Genomic DNA, 23047 nt, shown 5'->3' on the forward strand with positions numbered 1-23047 from the left:
GCAAGGGCGATGGCGAGCCCGGTTTGAAGACGATCTGGCTGGGCATGCAGCGCATCATGGACTTCGCCGCCGGGATCAAATAGGCCAGGGAGATGCCGGACACGGAAAGTTGTGTGTAATGGGATGGGGTAAGGGCTAGCCACCCACCCGTATCGAGTGTTGCGTCTGTGACGGACAGCGGCGTGCCGGTATGGACACTGGAGCGAACGTGAACAACACAGACGAAGCGTACACAGAGAATCTTGTAGGCCAGAGGGGCGAACGCACCGCCCTGAAGCGATTACAGCCTCGTCAAAGGTATAGATGCAGACGGCGACAGTGTTAACGTCCTGGAAGCCAATACAGAGGAATCGAGACGACGCGATGATGGACGAGATGGGGTGGCACTGCCGGGAAACCAGGCAGCGAACAGAGAACACAAACGTCGTCCTAAGGTCGCGTCACGGCGAGATTCCCGAGGGTCTGTCGGGGTCCGAGCGCCTGGCATGCAAGAAGAGAAGCGTCGAGAACTTGGGAGGCCCCATCGGCTCCCGGCGGTCAAGGTATGGCAAGCGGTTAATGAGACACGTCAGGGGAAACCCGGACACGGAATTAGACCGAATCCTGAAGCCAGCCGACCGGGGAAGTCATCCCGACCGAGAAGGAAGGGAGGCCGGAAGTGGGTGGGGAGTCAGACCGATTCATCGTACTCTGAGCGCGGGAAAGCCGCGTACCTGGGGAAGGGGTCGGCAGAGTGACGTAGCCTGCAAAGGACACTTCATCCGGACACGACGGGCCGGGCCATGAAGCCAACCTCCCTGCAGGGGATAGCGAACAAGGCGGCATCGGACCAGGCGTATCGATTCCGTAACCTCTTTGGCCTGCTGACGGTGGAGTTTCTGCTGTGGTGTTGGCGCTTCGTCAACCTGCGTGCGGCGAGCGGTGTCGACCGCGAAGACGCCAGAAGCGACCAGGAGAACCTCCGGGGCAATATTGAAAGACTGGTGGCGGCGGTGCGAGGGGGATGGTATCGGGCCAAGTTGGTGCTCAGGAGATATATCCCCAAACCCAATGGGAAATTGCGGCCGTTGGGGATCCCGGCAACAGCAGACAAACTGCTGCAGAGTGGAGTCAGCAAGATCCTGGAAGCCATCTACGAAGCGGACTTTCTCGATGGCAGTGATGGATATCGCCCCGGAGTGGGAGCTTTGGATGCGGTCAAAGCGCTGAGTGCGGCCCTGCGAAGTGGTCGTTACCACTACCTGGTCGAGGCGGACATCCGTGCCTTTTTCGACCGGATCGATCACGACAAGTTGATCGAATGATTGGCGCGGCGAATCGACGACAAAGCCTTTCTGAGGCTCATACGCAAATGGTTGAAAGCGGGCATTCTGGAGCCGGATGGAAGGGTGAATCATCCCGAGGAAGGTTCACCGCAGGGCGGGAGTGTTTCACCCATCCTTGCCAACATCTATCTTCATCATGCCCTGGATCTGTGGGTTGAGGAAACCGTCAAAGCGCACTGTCAAGGGGCGGTGTATCTGTGTCGGTATGCGGACGATTTTGTCTGTGCCTTTGAGCGTCAAGCCGACGCTGAGCGCTTCTATCGTGTGCTTGGAAAACGGCTGGAGACCTTTAGCTTGGAGGTGGCGGCGGAGAAAACGAACCTGATCCGGTTCAGTCCGCATGAATGGAAGGCGAGCGGCGCCTTTGAATTCCTGGGATTCGAGTTTCGATGGGGGATGGGACGCTGGCGCAAACCTGTGCTCAAGCGTCGCACCGCACGCAAGAAGTACCGTGCGGCCCTGACCAATTTCCAGGCGTGGTGCCGCCAGCATTGTCGACTGCCGAAAGCGATCCTCTTTGCGAAGCTGAATGCCAAGCTGCGAGGGTATTACCAATACTACGGACTCCGCGGGAATTTCGACAGCCTGGATGACTTTGACGATCAGATGAGGCGGATTCTCTTCCGGATGCTCAATCGCCGCAGTCAGCGGCGAAGCTACAATTGGGCGGGGTTCGCGGAATTGCTCAAGGTTTTCGGGCTCGAACGACCACGTATTTGCCATGACTTCTGAGCATCCGCACATCCAGTGTCGCCTGATGTGCGAAGCGAGTCACTTTGAAGAGCCCCGTGCGGTAGTTCCGCATGCGGGGATCTGTGCGGGGGCGGTCGGGCAACTGGCCGTCCTACCGCGATATTACTTTTATGATTCAAGGAATGTTGCGTGACCACAAGATCCGCCAGCTCCCTTATCGCGCTACGCCAGCTTGCCTGTTTAGGATTCCCGGGACGCGCACTGTTTCTTGATCTCTGCGCCGTCATCGACACCCTGATTGGCTTTGAGACGGCCCAGGCGGTCTTTCTCGACGAGCGTCTGGGCATCGCGGATGTCCTGTTTACGACCGACATGCCGCCTTCATTCACCGAGGAGCTTGCCGAATATTTCACCGAGAATCCACGCGGTGATGGGGCGGTCATCACAGCCGCGGTGGCATTCTCACGCGGCTACCGGGTCTTGCGTCATAGCCAGCTCGTCTCGCCAAAACAGATGCACAGCACGGAGTTCTATCATCGCTTCGGGCAGCCGCATGGCGTGCACTGGGTTGCTCAGATGCATCTGCTCGACGACAGGAGTCCAATTGCCTCACTGTCCTTTGCACGTCCTAACGGGACGCGCGATTTCAGCGCTGCTGACGAAGCCGTGCTCGTCCGCGCCGAACCCTGGATTGCCCACGCCCTGGCATATCCAGGGCCGTTCCAGGAGGGACAGGAGATAACCGATTGGCACGGCAGCGATCGAGGTGCGCTGGTGCTCGACGAGAATGGACACCTGGTCGCCTCCTGCTCGACCGGTTATCGGCTGCTGCAGCAGGCCGCGGGGGTTGGCGCAACCGGGCGGCGAGACGCCCGACTAGCGGTCGATGCGTTGGCCAAACGTCTGGTTGACACTGTGCTCAGCAGCCTGCGCGGGAGGGGAGTCGAGCCACCTCTTCTGGTCGTGCTCAACCCATACGGCAGATTCAAGCTGCGCGCCTACTGCCTGGAGACCTTCTTCGAAGGCCAGACGCCGCAGGTGGCCCTGCACATCGAGCGACAGATCCCCACCAGTCTGCGGCTGTTCCGCTCACCGCGCTTCCTATCCCTCGCCCCGCGAGAACGCGACGTGTGCCTGTGGCTGGTACGGGGTCGAACCACCGGAGAGATCGCTGCCCTGCTCGGCATCAAGCCCGCCTCGGTGATTCACTACACCCGCTCTCTTTATGCCCGGCTCAAGGTCGGGAGCAAGCGGGATCTGTTGTTGGCCCTGCTCGGTCCGACCGAGGATTGACTCAGCCGGGATCAACACCGTCTGCTGAACGTGACCGCTCCGGTGCTGATCCGCCATCCTCGGCGCAGCAGAACCCTGCCAAGTGAAGTCGCCAGCGTTCTTCGACTTGGAACTGAGGACCTGACCGCGTCGACGGCCATTGAGGCTGATACGATTCAAGTAATTGATAAATAAAATATTTTTAAACTGAACCCATGCCTAGTAACGAGAGCGCACCAACTCTTGGACTCACTCGAACAGCTTGCCTCTCACTCGGGACAGGCTTTAGGGCATCGCAAAATATCCCCCTGTCGGGGGGGATTTAAGCAAACACGAGAAGGTTAACATCACCCAAATCAGTTGGGTGTGGCGGTATCGACCCAAGCACCTCGAACACATAAAGGCGCCAAGTGCCTTTCCGGAAGCCAATCCAGCACCGGAAAGCGACCGCGGAAAGTTGATTTCGCGCTTGATCGGACAGCAGTGACTCATCGTATCGGGCATCCCAGGATCAAGGCCGACAGATTGCCAGGGACACTGTGCCTCTTCGAGACGATTCAACCGAACTCATGACACCTTAAACGAGCCGCGGACGGGGAGAACGATGCCAATCAAGATCGTTATTGCCAATGATCAAACACTGTTTCAAGAAGGTTTGGCGCTCATGCTTGCAACAAAGAGCGAGTTTGAACTGATTGGGCAGGCGACGAGTGGAACAGACGCCTGGGAACTCATTGGAGATTTACAGCCGGATGTCGCGATTCTCGATCTGACCCTGTCCGAGCCACACTCCCTCGATATAGCGGAGCGCATGCGGGAGAGCGGCCTCGATACGCGCATCATTCTGCTGATGATCAACGACGACTCCTATGACGTCCTGCAGGCCGAACAAGTGGGTATCACGGGTTATGTGCTGAAGAATGCCAGATTCGAGGAACTCGCCACGGCGATCCGGATCGTCGCCGCCCAAGGCTTCTTCTATAGCCCTGCCGTTCAGAAAAGACGATTAACCAACACGCCAGCAGCGATGGGCGGCATGGACCTGTCGACCCGGGAACTTGAAGTGATGCGGCTGATCGCGCTGGGAAACAGCACCAAGGGCATCTCGCGGATGATCAATATCAGCCCTCGGACGGTCGATACCTACCGAGCACGGCTCATGAAGAAAGTCGGGGCGCGGAAGCTCGCGGATATTGTCCGGTACGCCGTTCACGCTGGAGTGATCTGAGATACACCGCATCAACCTCGACAATCGTCCAATCTGTCGGGGTCGATCCATAGCAAAAACAACGCTTATCGCCGTGGACGGGGACGGATTCGTCACTGAGGCAGGCTATATCCTTCCCGAACGATATAGAGCACCGCTTGGGGCGCCCCCTGATCGCTGGTATCGATCCAGCCGAATCCCTCGCTGGGCCAAGGGGTCAGGTGGTTGAGTTTGCTGTAATCCTGCTCGAAGGCCATTGTATCGACTTGCGCGTTGGCTGGCGAAACCTCCACTCGACACAGCGTTGCGCGACAGGCCATGGAGTCGAACGACAAGGAGCCGACCTCGCCGCCCTGAAAATGATCGTTCAACGCCAACTCCGCGGATTGAGCCCATTTCGGATCCTGCTCCTCCTTATCAAAGGCCGTTTGAATCAAGGCGGTCTGATATCGGATCTGCTCTTCGGCTTGCAGCGCCGCCTGCTCCGGATCCTGACTCGCGGCATCAACGTCCGGCTCGCCAGTCATGCTTGCATTGGCGCCACTCGTTTCCACGTCTCGAGGTATCGCGGAAAGCTGAGACTTGATCGAGGAGAGCTCATTGTTCATCGCACGCAGTTCACGTCCTGTTTCCAATCTTTCCGATTTGAGACGATCGATCTCGCCCCTCAGACGCCCGAGTTGCTCAAGATCCAAGGTTTGAGTATCAGTTTCTTGCGCGGTAACGGATTCCAGGGCAGGAGCGTTGATCCTGAAGTAGATAAAACCGCCTACAAGCGCCGTTGCACCGATCAGGACGGCCGTAATGACGCGTTGCTGTTTAATCACCTGACTCATTGCTTGCATCCTCAGAAACAGATCAGAGATCCCGCTCGCTTGCGGGACCTATCATGGTGAAACCAGGAATGAACTGTGAAATCAATAAAGTCAATGCCTTGTAAGGAATTGATTTGCGCGTGATGAGTGACCCAAGGAAGAGTTCAGGATCGGACCGCATTCACCCGGCAACCGATGTGATGAGGTTTGACCGGCATATTTATGGCTACGCACAAGAACAGGGTGTGACGCCATCCTTGGCACGGGAAAGGGAACAGCCCGGCTGGCGTTGAACCTCTTGGACGAGGTCTCTTAAAACCGCCAGGCTTGGCCAGCCTAGGGAACTTCATTTACGCTATAAGTGTGAATTTCAGAAGCCTGACCGCTGTAGGTCCGCGGGATAGTGCAACTGAAATAATAGTGCGAATAAGGGGCGGTAACAACAGACCCGAAGCTAAGACCCTGCGCATCAGCATTCGATCCGCTGGAGCTTTTACTCTTGTAGTTATAATATTTTTTAGTACCTAACGCATAGGCGGAGAACAAGCTGCAATTGACATTAAGACTGTAATGTCTGTCAGTGACATTCATATATCCGGAACTGATCGCTGCCGAATCGTGCACCGCAGGACAGTCCACAAACATATCAGAGGTGGTTGAGGTATTTCTGATAGAACCATAATTATAGCCTGGAGTCCCGCCGAACACCCTCACGCACATTGAACCCGGATAGTATTTCACATCACCCGCCAATGCGGAACTGACCCCGATCATCGAGATCGCAGCCGCCGTTAAACACATGCCTATCATGCTGATAGTGGATCGAGTCGTCATGTTTCCTCTTGCGTTTTTCGCGATTATTGCTGGCCAGGCTGCCATAGTTGTTTGCCTAGAGTGAAGATGCAGGCGCAGCCTCATACTCTTGCGACTGGTTGAAATAGATCTGCTTGCATTCATCTGTAAAGAGCCGATATGCAGTACGCCATTCCGCCGGTGGGCCACTCCTAGATAACCACCGAATCTATTTGTATCTCAGGCTCACTACTGGTTCCAGTCGTTAAAAATACTGATCTTGTGTCATGGAAAATACGGACTCCGGAAAAGGGTAAAGTAGAGAGCAGGCATCCGGTGCCGAGCTATGCTCGGATCTGGTGTATGAGCGAAAGCTGATCGGGGGTCTTGGAAGGCGGCGCACCGTTGCGGACAATGTGGTTGTCACAACACACGCCAGCAACGAAGAGGTGCGCCATGAGCGACGATACGAGCAAGCAGACCAGCGGTGCAAGCCCGCTGTCCACACCGGTCCTGGACGAGCTGAGTCTGCCGTTGGAGGAGTTGGTGCGCCGTGGCGCCCGTCAGCTCATCCAACTCGAATTTGCCGGCGCGCTGTATCACATCACGGCGCGCGGTGATCGGCGTGAGCCGATTTACGATGACGATCGGGACCGCGAGACCTTTCACGAGGTGCTGGCGGAGGTCGTCGAGCGGTTCAACTGGCTCTGTCACGCCTATTGTCTGATGACGAACCACTACCACCTCGGCACTTCCACTTCCACACGGGGGTAATCGTCGCCCTTGTCCAAGCACAGATGCTGAGCGGTATCGGGCGTTGGCTGGGGGCGCGGGAACATGAGCGTGGCCAGCGTCGAAGACACTAAACGGCGATCATGGACATTGGCGCCTACCACCCCGTAACGTTCTACCTGTGGACGCGGCGTTGCTGTACCATCGTTGCACGACAAGCGAAACCGGATCGCGCCGCGCACGATGCACGCCCTCAAGACCGAGACCCTGACCATCCGCCTCTGTCCCGCCACCAAGGTCGCGCGACGCCAAGCCGCCGAGCAGCAGCATCGCAGCCTGTCGAATATGCGGGAGGCGATGATTCGGGACTATCATGGTCGCCAGCTTGCGTTGAAAGCCAATCAACAGGGATGGATTCACGATGGCTCAACCGACTGACGATCGCAACGAGGCGGACACCCGCGCCGAACTGATCGATCCCGCGCTACGCGAGCGCGGTTGGCTGCATGAGCAAGGCATGCTCAAGCGGGAGGTGTCCGCTGGCACCATCGAGATCGTTGCCGGAAAAGCCCGCCGCAGTTGTTGGCTTTCATTGCGATGAAGGGGCGCGCAATTGACGCCGTGTTGGCGGAGTCGCGGGCGCCGATTCGCGTTGAAAATGCTCGTCTCCGTCCGTGAGTCCATCTTCGCAAAGACCCAACACTAAAGGAGCGCTCTGTTGATCAAATCATTACGTGCTCGACTCTTTTTCTGGATGCTCGGCGGGAGCGGACTGATGTTTCTGCTCGCCTTCGGCACCATTGCCACGCTCGCGCAGAACAACGCTCGCGAGCAAGCCTTGGCGCTGGCGCGCGACATGGGCGATACCTACGCCAACCGGATCGAGGCCGAGTTCGCGCATTCCTACGCCGTGGCGGAATCGCTGGCCCTGGCGGTGTTCGCCATCCACCAGCGGCAGCCCGAGCGCGCCGTTGCCTCGGCGGTCAATCAAGCGGTGCTCGAAGCCAATCCGCAACTCATCGGCCTGGGTTCCTACTGGGAGCCGAATGCTTTCGACGGACGCGACAGCGAATTTGTCGGCGTCGCGCCGGAAAACGATCAGAGCGGTCGTTACATCCCGTATTGGAACCGTGCGGGCGGATCGGTCGCCGTGGAGCCAGTCACGGAGTATGAAACCGCGGATTGGTACAACATCCCCAAGCAAACCCGTCAACCCTGGGCGAGCGAGCCCTATGCGTTTCCCATCGGTGGACGCCCGATCATGATGGTCTCGCTGATGGTGCCGATTCTCAGCGAGGGGCGTTTCCTGGGGGCGGTCGGCGCGGATTATCCGCTCCAGGCACTTCAGAGCATCCTGGCCGAGGTGCGGCCATTCGGTTCCGGCCAAGCCAGCCTGCTGTCCAACGCGGGCCTGTACGCCAGCCACCCCGACAGCGCCCGGCTGGGACAGGCGGCGCACGACCTGCCGGCGGAAGCGCTGGCGGCGATCCAACAGGGACGGCCTTACGAGTTTGTCGATGGTGCCGGTTCGATGTCGCTGGTGCGCCCGATCAAGCCGGGCAAAGCGCAGAATACCTGGGCGTTACTGCTCACCTTTCCCGTGGACGCGGCCTTGGTCGAGGCGCGCCGGATGACCTGGCTCACCGCCTTGATCGGCGGCGTGGGGTTACTGATCCTGGCCGCCGTGATCTGGCCACTGCTCACCCGGTTGCTGCGTCCCTTGAAGACGCTGGCGCACACCCTGTCCAATTGGGAGGGCGATGTCACCCAGCAATTAGCCGTCGTCCGCCAGGACGAAATCGGCGTCATCGGGACGGCCTTCAATACCTTCATGGCGCGTCTGCGCGAACTGGTGCTGGCCATCGCTCGGGAAAGTCGCCACCTGGACGCCACGACCCAGGCACTCATTGCCGCGACCGAGGCGGTGGTCCAGCATTCGCAACAACAGCTTGAGGCGGCGGGCCAGATGCAACGGGAGATGGACGACATCGCCCAGTCCATCGTCGCGGTCGCCCAACAGTCGGAGCAAGTACAGGAACTCGCGCGGAACACGGGGCAGTTGACCGCGAGCGCCGCCAACACCGTCAATCGCACCGCCGAGGACATCGGACAGATCGACCACACCATGCAGTCGGTGGCCGCCGGCGTCCAACGGCTGGACGATCGCTCGCGCGAGATCGGCACCATCGTCAATGTCATTCGCGAGATCGCCGAGCAGACCAATCTGCTGGCATTGAATGCGGCCATCGAGGCCGCGCGCGCCGGGGAGCAGGGGCGCGGCTTCGCGGTGGTCGCCGACGAGGTGCGCAAACTGGCCAATCGGACGGCCCAGGCCACCAGCGAAGTCACCGAGACGATCCACACCATCCAGCAGGAAAGCGCCCAAGCCGTGAAAACGGTGGGGGTGACCTCGGCGCAGATGAGTCGTGGCGTCGCCCTGTCGCGGGAGGCATCGACGGCCATCGAAACGATTCGTCTGCACGCGGAGGAGATGCTGAGTCGGGTCTCTACCGTCACCCAGCAAGCGCATCAGCAAGCCGCCACCAGTCAGGCGCTCTCCGACAACGTCGACAGCATGGGCACCTTCGCCAGGAAGAACGATCAGGACATTCTGCTGGCGCAGGCGGGCGTTCAGGGACTAGCGGAACTCGCCAGCAAACTCAATGGGTTGGTCTCCCGGTTTCGGGGTGTCGACGGCGTGTAAAAAGGAGATCGTCAGTACCCGGATCGCGACGCTTACGCAGGGCTTGCCGAGTCTGTCACACGCGGATCTGCTGCATGGCGCGAGCGAAAGTCTGCTGTCGGTGAGCAATTTCCTGGTCGCGCTGGGCGTGTTCTTGCGGATCAGAGGGTTCGGCCGGCCAGCGGCGGCGGGGTGATCGCGATCCAAGACCTCGGCGCATGGGAATCGCCGGACATCGAATTCACCTCAACGTAGACTGGACGCTCTCGTGACCGAACCCATGCACGCCCCGCATCCCCTGGCCCAGCAAACCATCCGTCGTCTCACCTGGCGGCTGATCCCCTTTCTCGGCCTGCTCTATCTCGTCGCCTATCTCGACCGGATCAACATCAGCTTTGCGGCCCTGCAGATGAACCAGGATCTGGGGTTGAGCGCGGTGGCCTATGGCACTGGCGCCGGGCTGTTCTTCCTTGGCTACGTACTGTTCGAGATTCCCAGCAACCTCCTCCTGCAACGCATCGGTCCGCGGATCTGGATCGCCCGGATCCTGGTGAGCTGGGGTCTGATTTCGATGGCGATGGCCTTGACCCAGGGGGAAATGAGCTTTTATGTGCTGCGCTTTCTGCTCGGGGTGGCGGAGGCCGGTTTCTTTCCCGGCATCATCCTCTATCTGACCGGCTGGTTTCCGGCATGCGAACGGGCGCGGGCGGTCGCCCTGTTCGCCACCGCCACCGCGCTCGCCGGGGTCATCGGCAGTCCGCTGTCCGGTGCCCTTCTGGAACTGGACGGATGGTGGGGTTGGCGTGGCTGGCACTGGCTGTTCGTGTTGGAGGGGTTGCCGGCGGTGCTGCTGGGCCTGGTCGTGCTGTTCAAGCTGCCTGATCGCCCCGACCAGGCCCGCTGGCTGCCCGCGGACGAATGCGCCTGGTTGACGCACACCCTGCAACGGGAGCGGGACACCGCCCACGCGCAGTCCCGGCAAACGCTGGGCGAGGCGCTGACGCATCCGCGCGTGTGGCTGCTGGGTATGGTCTACCTGTGCATGGTCATTGGCATGTATGGCATCGCCTTGTGGCTACCGCAGATGCTGCGGGCGCTGACCCGCGTCGATGAGTTCGTTCTGGGCCTGCTCAATGCTCTGCCATTTCTGGCGGCGGCGGCGGGGATGGTGCTGATCGGGTGGCATTCCGACCGGCACGAGGAGCGCCGCTGGCATGTCGCCGGCTCACTGGCCTTGGCGGCGGTCGGGGCGCTCCTGGCGGCGAGCGCCCACCACCTACCGCTCGCGCTGCTAGCCTTTTCCCTGGCGGCGGTCGGCGTGTGGGGCGTCATGGGGCCGTTCTGGGCGCTGGCGACCTCGTTTCTCCGTGGCGCGGCGGCAGCGGCTGGAATTGCGCTGATCAATTCGCTGGGCAACGTCGGCGGTTTTCTGGGGCCGTACTTGATGGGGTGGTTCAAGCAAGTCACGGCGGGGTACGGCGCCGGACTAGTGGTGGTCGCGGCCATCCTGCTGGCGGGTGGCGCCATGGTCTTGACGATGCGGCCCGCGCGCTGACAGGCGGTGACACTCGAATCCGCGAAGCGATGTTGAGATGATTGAGGATCATGGGAAGCGTCAAACGGTTGGCTGATGAAGTGGCACGCGGACTGGGCGAAGTGCATCCGAACCTGCGCAAGACGGTGGTCAGTCAGCTGGCGCTGGCGGTCGGTGCGATGATCGAAGGCCAAACCCCGAACACGGTGGAACTGGCCAATCTGCTGCCGTTGGACACCGAGCGGCAAGACAGGCGCGAGCAATGGCTGAGGCGCTCGAAGGGGATGCGTCAGTTGAACGGCGTCTACACCCAGGCGTCGAACCGGCGGCATCGGCGGGTCGGCCATCTCTTTCAGGGGCGATTCAAGGGGATTCTGATCGACAGGGATGCCTACCTGCTGGAGCTGACTCGCTATGTGGTGCTCAATCCGGTCCGTGCCGGCATGGTCCGGTCACCGGAGGAGTGGCCGTGGAGCAGCTACCGGGCCATGGTCGGCGAGGTCTCCGTGCCGAGCTGGCTGGCGGTGGACGGATTGCTGCGCCAGTTCGGCGAGACGCGCGAGGAGGCTTGCGACGAGTACCGACGCTTCGTGAGCGAGGGGCGCGGCGCGGGCGATCTTTGGAACAATCTTCGCCAGCAGGTTTATCTGGGCGATGCGGACTTCGTGGAACGGATGCAGGCCAAGGCGCACATTCGTGGGGATGTGCTATCGGTGCCCAGGATCCAGCGCCGTGCGCCGGCTCTCGCGTTGGAGGAGATCGCCGAACGGGATGCCGATCGCGACACCGCGATCCGTGCCGCTTACGCGACCGGCGCCTATAGCTATCGGGAAATCGCCCGGCATTTCGGCCTCCACCTCGCCAGCGTGGGGCGGATCGTCAGAAAAGGCTTGGAATCCGGAGTCACATTGAGCATCGCGGACGACAAGCGAAAATGACTTGAAGGTAGATGCCAACAGTTCTCCGAGTAGATCCGTACAGATTCTTTATCTACGCGGGTGATCGAGATGAACCACCGCACATCCATGTGGAAAGAGACGACGAGGTCTGTAAATTCTGCCATGTGGAAAGAGACGACGAGGTCTGTAAATTCTGCCATGTGGAAAGAGACGACGAGGTCTGTAAATTCTGGCTAGATCCGAGAAGACTACAGAGAAGCGGAGGTTTCAACCACGCAGAGAGGCGCCGAATTCATGATCTCGTACAAAGGCATCGCGAAGACGTAGCCATTTTCACGAGTTGTCTCTAATCACGGCCAAGGTTAGCATCTGTTCTTTTCGCGCATCCGGTCGATGCTTGCCCTACGCGTTGGCGTTCTGATTTTCCGGTCACGCGTCACCCTCCGAGGACGAGAACCATGTTGCAGATAATAACGCGGGTGGCCGTGTATGCCCTCGCACTTAGCTTGGGCGCTAGTGGTTGCAGCGATTCCTCTGGCGACCACAATCTATCGTGTGATCTGGCCCCGGCCAGCGAGGTCGGCGCGACCCTCGGCTTGACCGGTCTGCTCGCGCCCGTCGCCGGGATCGAATTTCCAGGGACCGCCTACGCCGTCACGAGTTGCAGTTATGGCCTCGGCAACAACTCTCGCACGGTCATCATCAACTTCGACGCCGGGACCGATGCCGAAGGTTTTGCGGCCAGCAAACAGTCGTTCGTCCAGGCTGGCGTGCCCGTGACCGATGTCTCGGGCCTGGGAGAGGCGGCGTATTTCTGTGCCGCGGGTACCCAACAGGTTGCCAGCAACACCCTCGTGGTGCTCAAAGGGAGCACCTCGGTGCTTATTCCCTCCGGCGCCTCGCGCGCTCAGGAGGAAGCGCTGGCCAGACAGATCCTCGCCAAGCTCTAGTTCCAACGATCTAAATCCCGCGCGCGAGGCGTTTGACCCTGAGGGCGCCTCGGCCGGCGCGGCGCAAGGCGAGGATCGCCGGCGTTTGATTCGCCGCGTTCATCGACCGTTTCGATCCACCATCTGCGCGAGGAGTTGTGACCATGCTTCGTACCATCCTGATCACGCTGAGCCTCTCCTTGTGCGCCGCTGGCGCTTGGTCAGACGCCACCCTTCCCACCAAGGATCTGGAGGGCACCCAGGACAACCCGCTGCTGAAGCGCTATGAGGGATCGTTCATCGTTGCCCATGACGGCAAAGCCTTCGACGAATTCGTTCTGCCAACAGGGCCGCTCAAGGAAGACACGGACAAAGAACGGCGCGATCAGCATAACAACCATTGGTTTGCGCCGGAGCAGAGTCTGGCGTTGGAGGGGCGGACCACCCGCTTGGTCTATGTCGTCCCGGCGGGTCGCTCGCCCCTGGAGATCGTGCGCAATTACCAGGACGAGATCGAGGCGCTAGGGGGTCAGGTGCTGTTCGCCTGCAAGGGCGAGGCGTGCGGAGGAGACCCAGGCCGTTCGAGCAGCGGGGGTGGCGGCGAGATGAGCCTCGCGATGGTGTTGTACCCCGAGGAGCGGATCAACGACCCCGCCTTTTCCAATGGAAACTGCGCGCTGACGGAGCGGATCAAGGACCAGCGCTACTTGGCAGCCGAACTGCCGGAGCAGCAGGCCCACGTCTCGGTGCTCACCTACACCCTGAAGGTGGGTTCCTCTTGCAAGGCGCTCGACGGGCGCACGGTCGCCGTGGTGGATATCGTCGAGTCCCAAGGGCGTGAGCAGAAGATGGTCAAGGTCGACGCGGCCGCGATGGCGCGCGCCATCGCCACCACCGGGCGCATTGCCCTCTACGGCATCCTGTTCGACTTCGATCAGGCCGTAGTGAAAGCAGAATCGGCACCGGCCCTGACGGAAATCGCCGCGCTGCTGACCGCAAACCCGGATCTCAAGCTGCTGGTGGTCGGGCATACGGACATGGCCGGCACCTTCGAGTACAACCGGGCCCTCTCCCAGCGGCGCGCCGAAGCGGTCGTCACGGCTCTGGTCCGCGACCATGACGTCGACAACGCGCGGCTGTTGCCGGTGGGCGTGTCATTTGCGGCCCCGTTGGCGTCGAATCAGACGGAGGAGGGACGCGCGCAGAATCGGCGGGTGGAGTTAGTGCAGTATTGAAGTCACGGACTACATCAATCTTAATCCTATCTCGACAGCGCCATCCGCAATCCTCTCGCCAGGCTGACGACAGCCAGCACGGCCGCGCCGGCGATGACGCCAACCAGGGCGGTGATTGAGAGTGGAGCGATCGCGGCCAAGCCGCCGACGGCTCCCGGAAAATTGGCCAGACCTTGGCTCAGATGATGGATCCAGTCATGCAGGCCGGGGATTCCATGCACCAGGATTCCGCCGCCGACCAGAAACATCGCGATGGTGCCCGCGATGGAGAGGCCCTTCATGAGTAACGGCGCCGTGCGCAGAATGCCGCGCCCGAAGGCGCGTTGCCAACGCCTGAAAAACCCTTCGCCGTCTCGGCGGCTTAGGGCGAGTCCGGCATCGTCGAGCTTGACGATCCCCGCGACCAGGCCATAGACGCCGACGGTCATCAGCAGGGCAATGCCGCTCAGCACCAGAATCTGGGTCAGGAGCGGAGCCGCTTCGACGGTTCCGAGCGTGATGACGATGATCTCGGCGGACAGGATGAAATCCGTTCTGACCGCGCCGGCGATCTTGTCTCGCTCCAGCGTCATCAGATCCGTCCCGGGATCCACGAGCGCGGCGGTCAGTTCGGCGTGGCGGGCGTTGGTTTCGGCCCCGGAATGCAGAAATTTGTGCGCGACCTTTTCAACGCCTTCGTAACAGAGATAAAGCCCGCCGACCATCAATAACGGTAGGATCGCCCAGGGCGCGAGCAGGCTGATCGCGAGCGCAGTCGGTACCAGAATGAGTTTGTTGATCAGCGATCCCTTGAACACGGCCCAGACGACAGGCAGTTCCCGCTCGGCCCGGACTCCCTGCACCTGCTCGGCATTCAGCGCGAGGTCGTCGCCCAAGACGCTGGCGGTCTTTCTGGCCGCGACCTTGGTCAAAAGAGACACGTCGTCCAGAACGGTCGCGATATCGTCAATCAATGCAAGCAGGCTGGTTGCCATGGTGTCCTTACTTCCTGTCTTTATGAACGAAAAGGCATATTTGACCATAACGACAAGCCCCGCCCTTTTAGGGCGAGGATCTCGTATTCTATCGTGCATGGAAACACAGACCAAAATGCTCTCGGTTCGGATTCTTAGGGGGGGATGGGTCAGTAATGGCCTTTCCATACCCGACTCAGCGGTGTTTGTCGAGATCAACGAAGCGTACAGCACGCAAATCTGTTCCGGCTGCGGGACGATTCCCGACAGCGCCCCGCAAGGGTTGGCCGGGCTTGCCGTGAGACATTGGGTGTGCTTCGGCTGTGGAGCAACGCACGACCGCGACATCAACGCGGCGCGAAACATCCTCAATGTCGGATTGGGATGCCAATCTCGTTAGACGACGTCCCTACGAGGGCCGGGAATCTCTCGGCTGAAGCCGGGAGGCATCAAATGCTGGATTCGCTTGTGCCGAGCAGGGAGAGCGTGGAAAATTCCCGGTTATTTTGTTGGATGATCCGAACGAGACCCGCTATGTCCGCTCCACCACGTTTTCTTTATCCCTTGACCTTCCCCTTGCGGCTCATGCCGAGTGTCATGCACAGCCGGGTGCTGGCGACGATGCTCAATCAGGTGATGAAAGAAGCCCTGCTAGAGGGCGAACTGGATTTTCTGCAGGGGCGCCGGGTCGCGATCGAGATCGATGATATCGGGGTACGTTATCTGCTTGGGCTCGCCGATGGGCGCATCCGGGGATATGGCAACGAGGCCAAGGCCGATGCCAGCATCGCGGGCGGTCTGCGGGAGTTTCTGCTGCTTGCCGCGCGGCGCGAGGATGCGGATACGCTCTTTTTTCAACGTCGGCTGAGGATGTCCGGCGATACCGAACTGGGTCTGTATCTGAAGAATTTTTTCGATGCCTTCGAGCCGCCCGCGCGCTGGGCGCCATTGACTCGGGCACTGGATCGCATGGCGAGTCTCCGCTTTCCCGGCCGTTGATCCGCCATCGCGCCGATCCGGATCGGCGCGATGCCGAGTGAAAGGAACGCATTAACCACAAAAACACTAGGGGATGGGTGTCTCGTCCATCCCCGTGCGCTGCCTGAAGCCGTTTTCAGACTCCCCTCCTAACGAATATTCTCCGGCTCGTCGTTCTGCAGATAGGCTTCTTCCTCCGGAGTCAGATCCACCTCGTCGAAGCCGTTGATCATCGGCATGATGTGCTCGCGAAACGAGTGTCCGGTGGTCAGCATGTAGACATGGATGATGACGAAGGTCAGGATCGTGAAGGCGGCTGCGGTATGCACCAGGGCCACGCCCTCCAGCCATTGGGTCGCCTGGGGTACGTCCCGCCACAGGAAATAGAATAGATAGATCAACCCCGAGCCCCAGATCAGCGGGAACAACACAATCTTGAGCATCAGATAGGTGAGCGCCTGCAAGGGGTTGTGCTTGCGCCAGAACGCCTTGCGGTAGGGATGGTGCTCACCCTTGAATATGCCGAGGATATAAAAGCGCAGCACTCCCCACATCCCTTTGACGGTCGGGATGAAATGACGCCAGTTGCGGGTCGTGAACAGCCAGAAGATGCTGAAGGCCCAGAGCAGGAGTAGCGCGAAGGCAGCGAGGGTGTGCAACGTGACCGCGTCCTCGAAATCAAAGAGATCATGGAATCCGTGCAGTCCGAAACCCGTAATCATCAGGAACATGATCAGAAGCATCTGCGACCAGTGCCAGAAACGCTCGAACAGGCTGAAAATCTTGACGCGGCGCGTGGCCATCAATGTTTTGCTCCTTTGGGCGAGAAAAGACGGATCAGGGCATGGATCAGAATGCCGAGCAGGGTGCCGGCGACCGCCAGGATGCCGAGCAGATCCACCCAGTAATTGTGATCGCGTCCCGGCAGGTAGATCCCTTCCACTCCTTCTAGTCGACCCTTTTCGGCATGACAGCTTTCGCAAGACAGCGAGTCTTCCTTGGGCGCGACCATGTGCGTGATCGGCCAGTAGGAGAGCGTCTCGACGAAACCGAACTGACCGGAGTAGGGGAGATTGAATTGTTTCATCCCGTGCTCGATGGCCTTGCCCATGTCGTAATTGCCCCAGTAGGAGTCCTCGTCCTCGCCCCAGAGGTGGGTATAGACCAGGGTGCCGTTCCCGAGATCGGCGGGTAGCCAGGTGCGCATCTGCTTGAACGGCCAGATGCGTGAATCGCCATCCTCGCGCGAACCGCTGAAGTCATTAATGGCGACGGCTTGGTTGACATCGAATTTGGTGTCGATGGTGGTGTAGTTCATCTGCCCGTCGAACCAGCGATAGAGTGGCACGATGTTTTCGCCGTAGGTAAAGTCACCCTTGATCGACTTATAGGTGTAGCGGTGCTCGCCGTTTCCCTGGGTGTAACCGTGTTCGTGATAACCCTCGCCGTTGCGGGTCTTGCCAGCGGTGCGCCAGTCCCAATCGGTCATGGTGGCGACGCCGCCGCGGGCAAATTCCGGGATATGACAGGTCTGGCAGGCGACGCTGGAGACATGGTCGTTGCGCTTGAAGGCGGCGAGCGAATCGACCGGATGCGGTTCGAGACCATGGCAGGACTCGCAGGTGGCGACATCGCGACGCTGACCGGGTTTGCCGACGCCTTCATGGTCCTTGGCGGCAATCTCGTAGCGACTGCCGGCCCAGACATGCGATTTGGTGACATGACAGGCGGTACAGGCGAAGTTGAGCCCGTCCACGCCCATGTGCACGTCAAGTTTGCGGGGCGGGTTTTTCAGCGCAGAGGACAGATCGCCGTGCTTGACGTTATCGCCGCCGCCGCCGTTAAAGTGACAGGTGCCGCAGTTGGCGCGTTCGGGCAGGTCGACGCTCTGCGCCACCAGCGCCAGATCGATGGCGGGTTTACCCTCGAACATGACCGAACAGGCCGGGCTTCCCGCGCTGTTTGGCGTCTTGTAATAGGTGCCGGTGGTGTCGTGACAGACTAGGCAGTCGATGTTGGTCTCGTCGCTGAAGTCGAAGTTCTCGTCCTTCCAGCCGTAACCGGCGTGGCATTGGGCACACATCCCTTCATTCCCGCGGGCATTGGTGCAGAAGTTATTGACCAGATGCTTCTTGCCGAGCAACTGACCGGTATCCGGGTTGCGGCGCTCCCAGGTCCAGTGGATATTTTTCATGAAGTGCTGCCCGGTTTCGGTATGGCAGCTTAGACAGGCTTTGGTGACTTCCGGACCCGAGGCGAATGGCTGTTTCAATGCCTCGAATTTGCTGTGGTCGGCGGTTCCGCCAGTGAGCGGACCGGAGATCTGCGGAGGGACTGGCGCGACCGTGGCGGGCGGCGTCGGCCAGTTGTCCGCCGTGGCTTGTATCGAGGTTAGCGTAAAAAATCCCAGCACCAGGGCCAGGAGAAATCCGAGTGTGGATCGCATGGAATGTGCTCCAATTTCTGAAAGACCGGGCTGGGCGATCAATGAACCTGCGGTCGCCAGTCTGCGGTCTAAGCCGCGTCATCCTGCTATCAATCGCTCTCGGTTTCCATGACTTGCGGCAAGGCGACCGCTTCTGTATGTCGGTCATCGACAAGTCAGGGTGTCGTCGGGATCCAAACGGCGGCCATGCGCCTCGCGGTACTTCGCCAACTTGACGCGACCGACGAAGGTCCGGACACTTGCGCGGCTTATCTCGTTGGTTCGAACGGCGATCCGCCGTCGCGGAATCACATCACTCACCCCCGATACCTGATACCTGGAGATATTCCGTGCTGGAACGCATTATCGAACGCACGCTCTATGCGAGCCGCTGGTTACTGGCGCCGATCTATCTCGGCTTATCGCTCACCCTGATCGCGATCGCTTTCATCTTTTTTCACGAGATCTATCACCTGTTCAGGCACATCCTTGAGACGGCCGAATCGGATATGGTTCTGATGATTCTGTCGCTGATCGACCTGTCGCTGGTGGCCAGTCTGGTGGTGATGGTGATGTTTGCCGGATACGAAAACTTCGTCTCCCGCATCGACGTGCGCGAGGGCGACGACAAGCTGGATTGGCTGGGGAAACTGGATTCGGGCACGCTCAAGCTGAAGGTGGCGGCATCGATCGTCGCCATCTCCTCGATTCATCTGCTCAAGGAATTCGTCAACATCCCCCATGTCCCGAACGACAAGCTGATGTGGTACGTCATCATCCACCTGACCTTCGTGGTGTCGGCCCTGCTGATGGGCGTACTGGACCGCATGTCTTTTGCCTCCCATCGCGATCATGGTGTCAAGGAAGACGCGCATTAAGCGACTGTTTCGCTGATCAGCTTGCCGTCTGGCAGGCGAGTTGATCGCGTCCATTGCTTTTGGCCCGATAAAGCGCGCTGTCGGTCGCGCGCAGCCACTGGCCGGCGCTCGCATGCGGATCGATTTCGGCTAGACCGATCGAGATCGTGATGCGGATAATCACCGATTCGTGCTCGATCGTCATCGCACGCACGGCGTCAAGCAGGCGCTCGCCGAGCTGGATCGCCGTCTTGAGCGAGGTGTCCTGAAACACGACCGCGAACTCCTCGCCGCCATAGCGCGCGACAAAATCCGTTTTGCGCGGAAATGCCTCGGCGCAGCAATTCGCCAGCCGCCGCAGCACCAGATCGCCGACGGGGTGTCCGAATCCGTCATTGATCGTTTTGAAAAAATCGGCATCGACCATCATGAGGCACGCCGGTTGCCCGGAGAGTTGACTGAGTTCGAAGACCCGATCCATCTGTGTATCGAAAGCCTTGCGATTATAGAGGCGGGTCATCGAGTCCAGTTCCATCTCCCGCTGTGCGGCATCCAATTCGCCGCGCAACGTTTGTAGCCTGGTCGTCAAATGATGGAGCATGACTTGATGCCGCTGCTCGCGCTCCTGGGTGATATGCGTGATCAAATCGATGGCGTGAATCGCTTCCTGGCTCAGGGTCTCCACCGGCGCGTTGCTCTCGATCGCGCAGCGAAGTTTGCCGATGATGCTGGTGACCCGTGTCTGCTCTTCCTGATCCTCGGCCAGGATCTGCCCCAGGGTTTGCACGAAATCGCCCATCACCTGGCGCGTGCCCAAAATCTGCCGATTCACATAGTTTTGCTCACGACGTCGCATGCGGGTGACGAATTCGCTCAGCCCCGCCCAATCGCAAGGGTTCGCGTTGCCTGGCTCGGCATTCCGGCTGCTCGACAGGGTCTCCGCTGGCGAACGGGCCACCAGCAAATTTCGCACCCAGTGTTCAATTTGCTCGCGAATGGCTGATGCATCGATCTCGTCCAGATCGAAAGCATACTGGCCCCAAACGCGCAGGGTCACGGCCAATTGTTCCAGCGCGGCCTGCTCAAAACCTGGCGCGCATGAGCCGCCATCAGCGGGTATCGGCAAGTGGTCGATCCGATCGTTGGGCTCGATAAGGCCCTGTTTGCGTATCGAACGATGATCCATGCGTCTTCCAATCCATTTCAAGGGTACAAGAATTGGAAGATTACCGCTTCGTTGCGGCGCCGACGAGTAGCGAATCGGAAATCACACGAAAGAGAAAGGCGAGAACCGAGGATTTCCTGACGCGGACGCGGTGCAGGGGCACACGGCAGGTCGCGATAACAGCAGGTTGTCCCGAGCGGAGAATTGAAATCCGCGCCGCATGATCGCGGCGCGTCTTGAAAGGCCGGTTTCGGTCAGCCGTTTACTTCTTGTTGGTATCCATACCGATGAGCATATAGGCCGGGCACGAACGCAGATATGCCGTGCCGATCAGCACGAGACCGATCAGACCAAGCCACCAAATGGTGTAAAACAGGCCAAACAAAATGATCGCACCGCCCGCGATAAAACGGATGTTACGATCAGTGTCGCCGATGTTTTTGGGCATGTTCATGTGAAGGATCCTGTTGTGGTGTGGAGATTGTCGATTTGACTTCAGTCGACAAGTTGTCAGCCTATCAGAGTCTCTCGTTGTGCTCTGTGACATTGTCACAAGCGATAACCATGCATCGCTTAAGGTAGCAGAAAAACCCGGTACGGCAATCCTGGCGATCAACTTTATGTGTTGACGATGGTGGGCACCGGGTTCTGTCAACGCGCTTCCAGGATGCTCGGATCGAGAAGTTCGATTTGACCGCGTCCGGTCAGCAGCGCGCCGGCGCGTTCGAATTCCCTCAGCATCCGTGTCACCACTTCCCGCGACGAGCCGAGTTCCACGGCCAACTCCTGATGCGTCACATACAGGATCCCGCCCGGCGAGGCGCCTAGTCGCGACCTTCCGAAACGGTGCAGCAAAAGCGCCGCGAGTCGTTGATCCAGCGGTTGGAATAGCACCGCGTCCAAGACCGAGAAGACCTCGCCGATGCGCTCGGCTACCTGAGCAAAGATAAAATCGCGCCAGTGCGACGAGGAGGTCAGCCAGCGTTGTACGTCGGCTTGAGAGACCACGGCGGCCTCGACTTCGGTCTCGCAGACGGCGAAGGCGGGAAAGGGGCGTTGGCTCAGGATACATGACGCCGTCACCACGCAGCTTTGACCGGCCTCGACCCGGTACAGGGTGATTTCGCGGCCATTCTCGCCGAGTTTGTAGATACGCGCCGTCCCCGCGAGCACCAGCGCGAGTTGGGAGCATTGGCCGCCGTCACGACAGATGATGTGATCGACCGGGAGTGTCGCCACTTTTGCCTGCGCGAAAAAGGGCTCGCGCAGTGCCGTGCCGCCGTCGCTCAGAAACGCAAAGCGCTCGATCAGGCGTCGCTGCTGGCTGATATCCTGGATCATTCTGGTGGATGTCTCAACGCGGCAGTGGGATAGAGCGGAAACCATGGCACAAGATCCCGAAGGCCGCCACCCCCAGCAGGCCCGAAACGCCCATGCCGAGCAGCATCGGTCCGGCGCTGCCGTCGTGCAGCAGACTGACCAGGGTGCCCATCAGCGCGCCGGCGCCGAAGCGGGTCGCGCCCGCGAAGGCCGAGGCGGTGCCTGCGGTCTTGGGAAAGAAGGACATGAAGCCTGCCATGGCGTTGCCTAGCACCACCCCGGTCATGCCGAGATAGAGTGCCGCCATCGCCACGATCGCCAATAAGGGCGTCTCGCCGATCATGAGGAAAAGCAGCGCCAGGGCGCCCGCCACCCCCTGCGCGCTCAGGCCCCAACGCAGCAGTCGATCGGCCCCCAGACGTGTCACGAAGCGCGCGTTCAGCAAGGAAAACACCATCCCCAGCGCGACGTTCGCGCCGAAGGCAGGACCGAACCAGGTAGCGGGCAGTTGATGGAGCTGAATATAGACATAGGGCGAAGTCACGATGAAGGTCATCATGCCGGCGAAACTGGCGGCGGCGGTCAGCAGGTAACCCAGCGCGACCCGATGGCGCAGGATCCGCCAATAGTTGCGCAGGATCAGGCCGAGATCGAAGTCATGACGATGGTGCGCGTGAAGCGTTTCGGGCACCAGCCGAAAAAAGAGCAGGGCAGCGATCAAGGCGATGACAAAGAGCGCCAGAAAGACCGCCCGCCAGCTTGCCAGACCGATGATCAGCGAGCCCACGGTCGGCGCCACCAAGGGGGCCATGGACATGACCAGCATGACCAGCCCCATGACCCGGGCATAGTCGTCCTTCTCGTAGAGATCCCGTACCAGCGCGGGGATGGTCACCGCCACGGCCGCGCCGCCGAGTGCCTGTACCGCGCGCGCCGCAAGCAGCCACTCCATGCTCGGCGCCAGCGCGCAACCCAGATCCGCCAGCAGAAACAGGGCCAGTCCGCCCCCGATGGTCAGGCGCCGCCCCAGGATATCCGATAGCGGTCCGAGGAAGAGTTGAGCGCCGGCGAAGACCGCCAGATAGACGGTCACGCTGATCTGCGCCAGCTCGATCGACGAGGCCAGATCGCGGGCGATGGAGGGCAGACTCGGGAGGTAGAGATCGATCGCGAAGGGCGTCAGGCCGGCCAGGAGCCCAAGCGCGATCAGGAGTGCGGGGCGAATGGGCATTG

General features: G+C 60.1%; 24 protein-coding genes and 2 pseudogenes. 17 read left to right on the forward strand and 9 right to left on the reverse strand.

The features are described from left to right. Positions 1 to 782: 782 nt before the first annotated feature. From CCR95_RS17045 to CCR95_RS17055, 4 genes and pseudogenes are all read left to right on the forward strand, one after another. Positions 783 to 1700 (forward strand): annotated as a pseudogene (locus CCR95_RS17045) (reverse transcriptase domain-containing protein); the annotation flags it as partial. A 21-nt stretch (positions 1701 to 1721) separates the two neighbouring features. After that, positions 1722 to 2057, forward strand: a complete 336-nt coding sequence (locus CCR95_RS25485) for a group II intron maturase-specific domain-containing protein (protein WP_242523308.1) — start codon at positions 1722 to 1724, stop codon at positions 2055 to 2057. A gap of 150 nt (positions 2058 to 2207) precedes the next feature. Beyond that, positions 2208 to 3311 (forward strand): LuxR C-terminal-related transcriptional regulator, encoded by a 1104-nt coding sequence (locus CCR95_RS26140; RefSeq protein ID WP_201096501.1) that lies wholly within the window; start codon positions 2208 to 2210, stop codon positions 3309 to 3311. Positions 3312 to 3894: 583 nt separating this feature from the next. After that, positions 3895 to 4518, forward strand: a complete 624-nt coding sequence (locus tag CCR95_RS17055) for a LuxR C-terminal-related transcriptional regulator (protein WP_201096503.1) — start codon at positions 3895 to 3897, stop codon at positions 4516 to 4518. 92 nt (positions 4519 to 4610) lie between these two features. Here CCR95_RS17055 and CCR95_RS17060 read toward each other — a convergent pair whose 3' ends face one another. Beyond that, positions 4611 to 5333, reverse strand: coding sequence for a hypothetical protein (locus CCR95_RS17060; RefSeq protein ID WP_201096504.1), 723 nt, complete (start codon positions 5331 to 5333; stop codon positions 4611 to 4613). Positions 5334 to 5648: 315 nt separating this feature from the next. Further along, complete coding sequence (locus CCR95_RS17065) at positions 5649 to 6146, reverse strand: hypothetical protein (RefSeq protein WP_201096506.1); 498 nt, start codon at positions 6144 to 6146, stop codon at positions 5649 to 5651. Between the two features lie 528 nt (positions 6147 to 6674). Between CCR95_RS17065 and CCR95_RS17070 the strand changes: the two are divergent. The 10 genes and pseudogenes from CCR95_RS17070 to CCR95_RS17120 all read left to right on the forward strand — a co-directional run. Then, positions 6675 to 6851 (forward strand): annotated as a pseudogene (locus CCR95_RS17070) (transposase); the annotation flags it as partial. A 228-nt stretch (positions 6852 to 7079) separates the two neighbouring features. Continuing rightward, positions 7080 to 7274: a hypothetical protein gene (locus tag CCR95_RS17075; RefSeq protein ID WP_201096515.1), complete on the forward strand. Its 195-nt coding sequence runs from the start codon at positions 7080 to 7082 to the stop codon at positions 7272 to 7274. Then, positions 7258 to 7437 carry a hypothetical protein gene (locus CCR95_RS17080; RefSeq protein WP_201096517.1) on the forward strand — a complete coding sequence of 60 codons (180 nt, stop codon included), beginning with the start codon at positions 7258 to 7260 and terminating at the stop codon, positions 7435 to 7437. Before CCR95_RS17075 ends, CCR95_RS17080 begins: the two co-directional genes overlap by 17 nt. A 117-nt stretch (positions 7438 to 7554) precedes the next feature. Further along, positions 7555 to 9540, forward strand: coding sequence for a methyl-accepting chemotaxis protein (locus tag CCR95_RS17085; protein ID WP_201096520.1), 1986 nt, complete (start codon positions 7555 to 7557; stop codon positions 9538 to 9540). Beyond that, on the forward strand, positions 9524 to 9715 hold the full coding sequence (locus CCR95_RS17090) for a DUF3593 domain-containing protein (protein ID WP_338115420.1): 192 nt from the start codon (positions 9524 to 9526) through the stop codon (positions 9713 to 9715). The genes CCR95_RS17085 and CCR95_RS17090 overlap by 17 nt, the downstream gene beginning before the upstream one ends. Before the next feature lie 72 nt (positions 9716 to 9787). Then, on the forward strand, positions 9788 to 11074 hold the full coding sequence (locus CCR95_RS17095) for an MFS transporter (RefSeq protein ID WP_338115421.1): 1287 nt from the start codon (positions 9788 to 9790) through the stop codon (positions 11072 to 11074). Between the two features lie 50 nt (positions 11075 to 11124). Then, complete coding sequence (locus CCR95_RS17105; RefSeq protein WP_242523305.1) at positions 11125 to 11991, forward strand: addiction module toxin RelE; 867 nt, start codon at positions 11125 to 11127, stop codon at positions 11989 to 11991. Positions 11992 to 12002: 11 nt separating this feature from the next. Continuing rightward, the gene (locus CCR95_RS17110) at positions 12003 to 12302 is read left to right on the forward strand and encodes a DUF4160 domain-containing protein (RefSeq protein WP_201096521.1); all 300 of its coding nucleotides are present in this window, start codon (positions 12003 to 12005) and stop codon (positions 12300 to 12302) included. 108 nt (positions 12303 to 12410) lie between these two features. Beyond that, on the forward strand, positions 12411 to 12902 hold the full coding sequence (locus CCR95_RS17115; protein WP_201096524.1) for a hypothetical protein: 492 nt from the start codon (positions 12411 to 12413) through the stop codon (positions 12900 to 12902). A 143-nt stretch (positions 12903 to 13045) separates the two neighbouring features. Further along, entirely contained in the window at positions 13046 to 14116 is a 1071-nt protein-coding gene (locus CCR95_RS17120) for an OmpA family protein (RefSeq protein WP_201096525.1), read from the forward strand. 26 nt (positions 14117 to 14142) lie between these two features. Here CCR95_RS17120 and CCR95_RS17125 read toward each other — a convergent pair whose 3' ends face one another. Then, complete coding sequence (locus CCR95_RS17125) at positions 14143 to 15090, reverse strand: DUF808 domain-containing protein (RefSeq protein ID WP_201096527.1); 948 nt, start codon at positions 15088 to 15090, stop codon at positions 14143 to 14145. Between the two features lie 115 nt (positions 15091 to 15205). On the opposite strand from CCR95_RS17125, the gene CCR95_RS17130 reads away from it, so the two are divergent. Continuing rightward, positions 15206 to 15469, forward strand: coding sequence for a zinc ribbon domain-containing protein (locus tag CCR95_RS17130; RefSeq protein ID WP_242523310.1), 264 nt, complete (start codon positions 15206 to 15208; stop codon positions 15467 to 15469). Positions 15470 to 15603: 134 nt separating this feature from the next. Beyond that, complete coding sequence (ubiT, locus tag CCR95_RS17135; RefSeq protein ID WP_201096539.1) at positions 15604 to 16068, forward strand: ubiquinone anaerobic biosynthesis accessory factor UbiT; 465 nt, start codon at positions 15604 to 15606, stop codon at positions 16066 to 16068. Positions 16069 to 16196: 128 nt separating this feature from the next. On the opposite strand, the gene CCR95_RS17140 is transcribed toward ubiT, so the two are convergent. After that, positions 16197 to 16850: a cytochrome b/b6 domain-containing protein gene (locus CCR95_RS17140; protein WP_201096541.1), complete on the reverse strand. Its 654-nt coding sequence runs from the start codon at positions 16848 to 16850 to the stop codon at positions 16197 to 16199. After that, positions 16850 to 18493, reverse strand: coding sequence for a tetrathionate reductase family octaheme c-type cytochrome (locus tag CCR95_RS17145; RefSeq protein ID WP_201096543.1), 1644 nt, complete (start codon positions 18491 to 18493; stop codon positions 16850 to 16852). The genes CCR95_RS17140 and CCR95_RS17145 overlap by 1 nt, the downstream gene beginning before the upstream one ends. 329 nt (positions 18494 to 18822) lie before the next feature. On the opposite strand from CCR95_RS17145, the gene CCR95_RS17150 reads away from it, so the two are divergent. Further along, on the forward strand, positions 18823 to 19350 hold the full coding sequence (locus tag CCR95_RS17150) for a TIGR00645 family protein (RefSeq protein ID WP_201096545.1): 528 nt from the start codon (positions 18823 to 18825) through the stop codon (positions 19348 to 19350). Positions 19351 to 19366: 16 nt separating this feature from the next. On the opposite strand, the gene CCR95_RS17155 is transcribed toward CCR95_RS17150, so the two are convergent. The 4 genes from CCR95_RS17155 to CCR95_RS17170 form a co-directional block, all read right to left on the reverse strand. Then, positions 19367 to 20455: a GGDEF domain-containing protein gene (locus CCR95_RS17155; protein WP_242523306.1), complete on the reverse strand. Its 1089-nt coding sequence runs from the start codon at positions 20453 to 20455 to the stop codon at positions 19367 to 19369. A 301-nt stretch (positions 20456 to 20756) separates the two neighbouring features. Next, on the reverse strand, positions 20757 to 20948 hold the full coding sequence (locus tag CCR95_RS17160; protein ID WP_201096550.1) for a YgaP family membrane protein: 192 nt from the start codon (positions 20946 to 20948) through the stop codon (positions 20757 to 20759). 197 nt (positions 20949 to 21145) lie between these two features. Next, the gene (locus CCR95_RS17165; protein WP_201096552.1) at positions 21146 to 21835 is read right to left on the reverse strand and encodes a Crp/Fnr family transcriptional regulator; all 690 of its coding nucleotides are present in this window, start codon (positions 21833 to 21835) and stop codon (positions 21146 to 21148) included. Positions 21836 to 21848: 13 nt separating this feature from the next. Continuing rightward, the gene (locus CCR95_RS17170; RefSeq protein WP_201096554.1) at positions 21849 to 23045 is read right to left on the reverse strand and encodes a Bcr/CflA family multidrug efflux MFS transporter; all 1197 of its coding nucleotides are present in this window, start codon (positions 23043 to 23045) and stop codon (positions 21849 to 21851) included. Positions 23046 to 23047 lie beyond the last annotated feature (2 nt).

The sequence above is a fragment of the Thiocystis minor genome, assembly GCF_016653465.1.
Lineage (GTDB): Bacteria > Pseudomonadota > Gammaproteobacteria > Chromatiales > Chromatiaceae > Chromatium > Chromatium minus.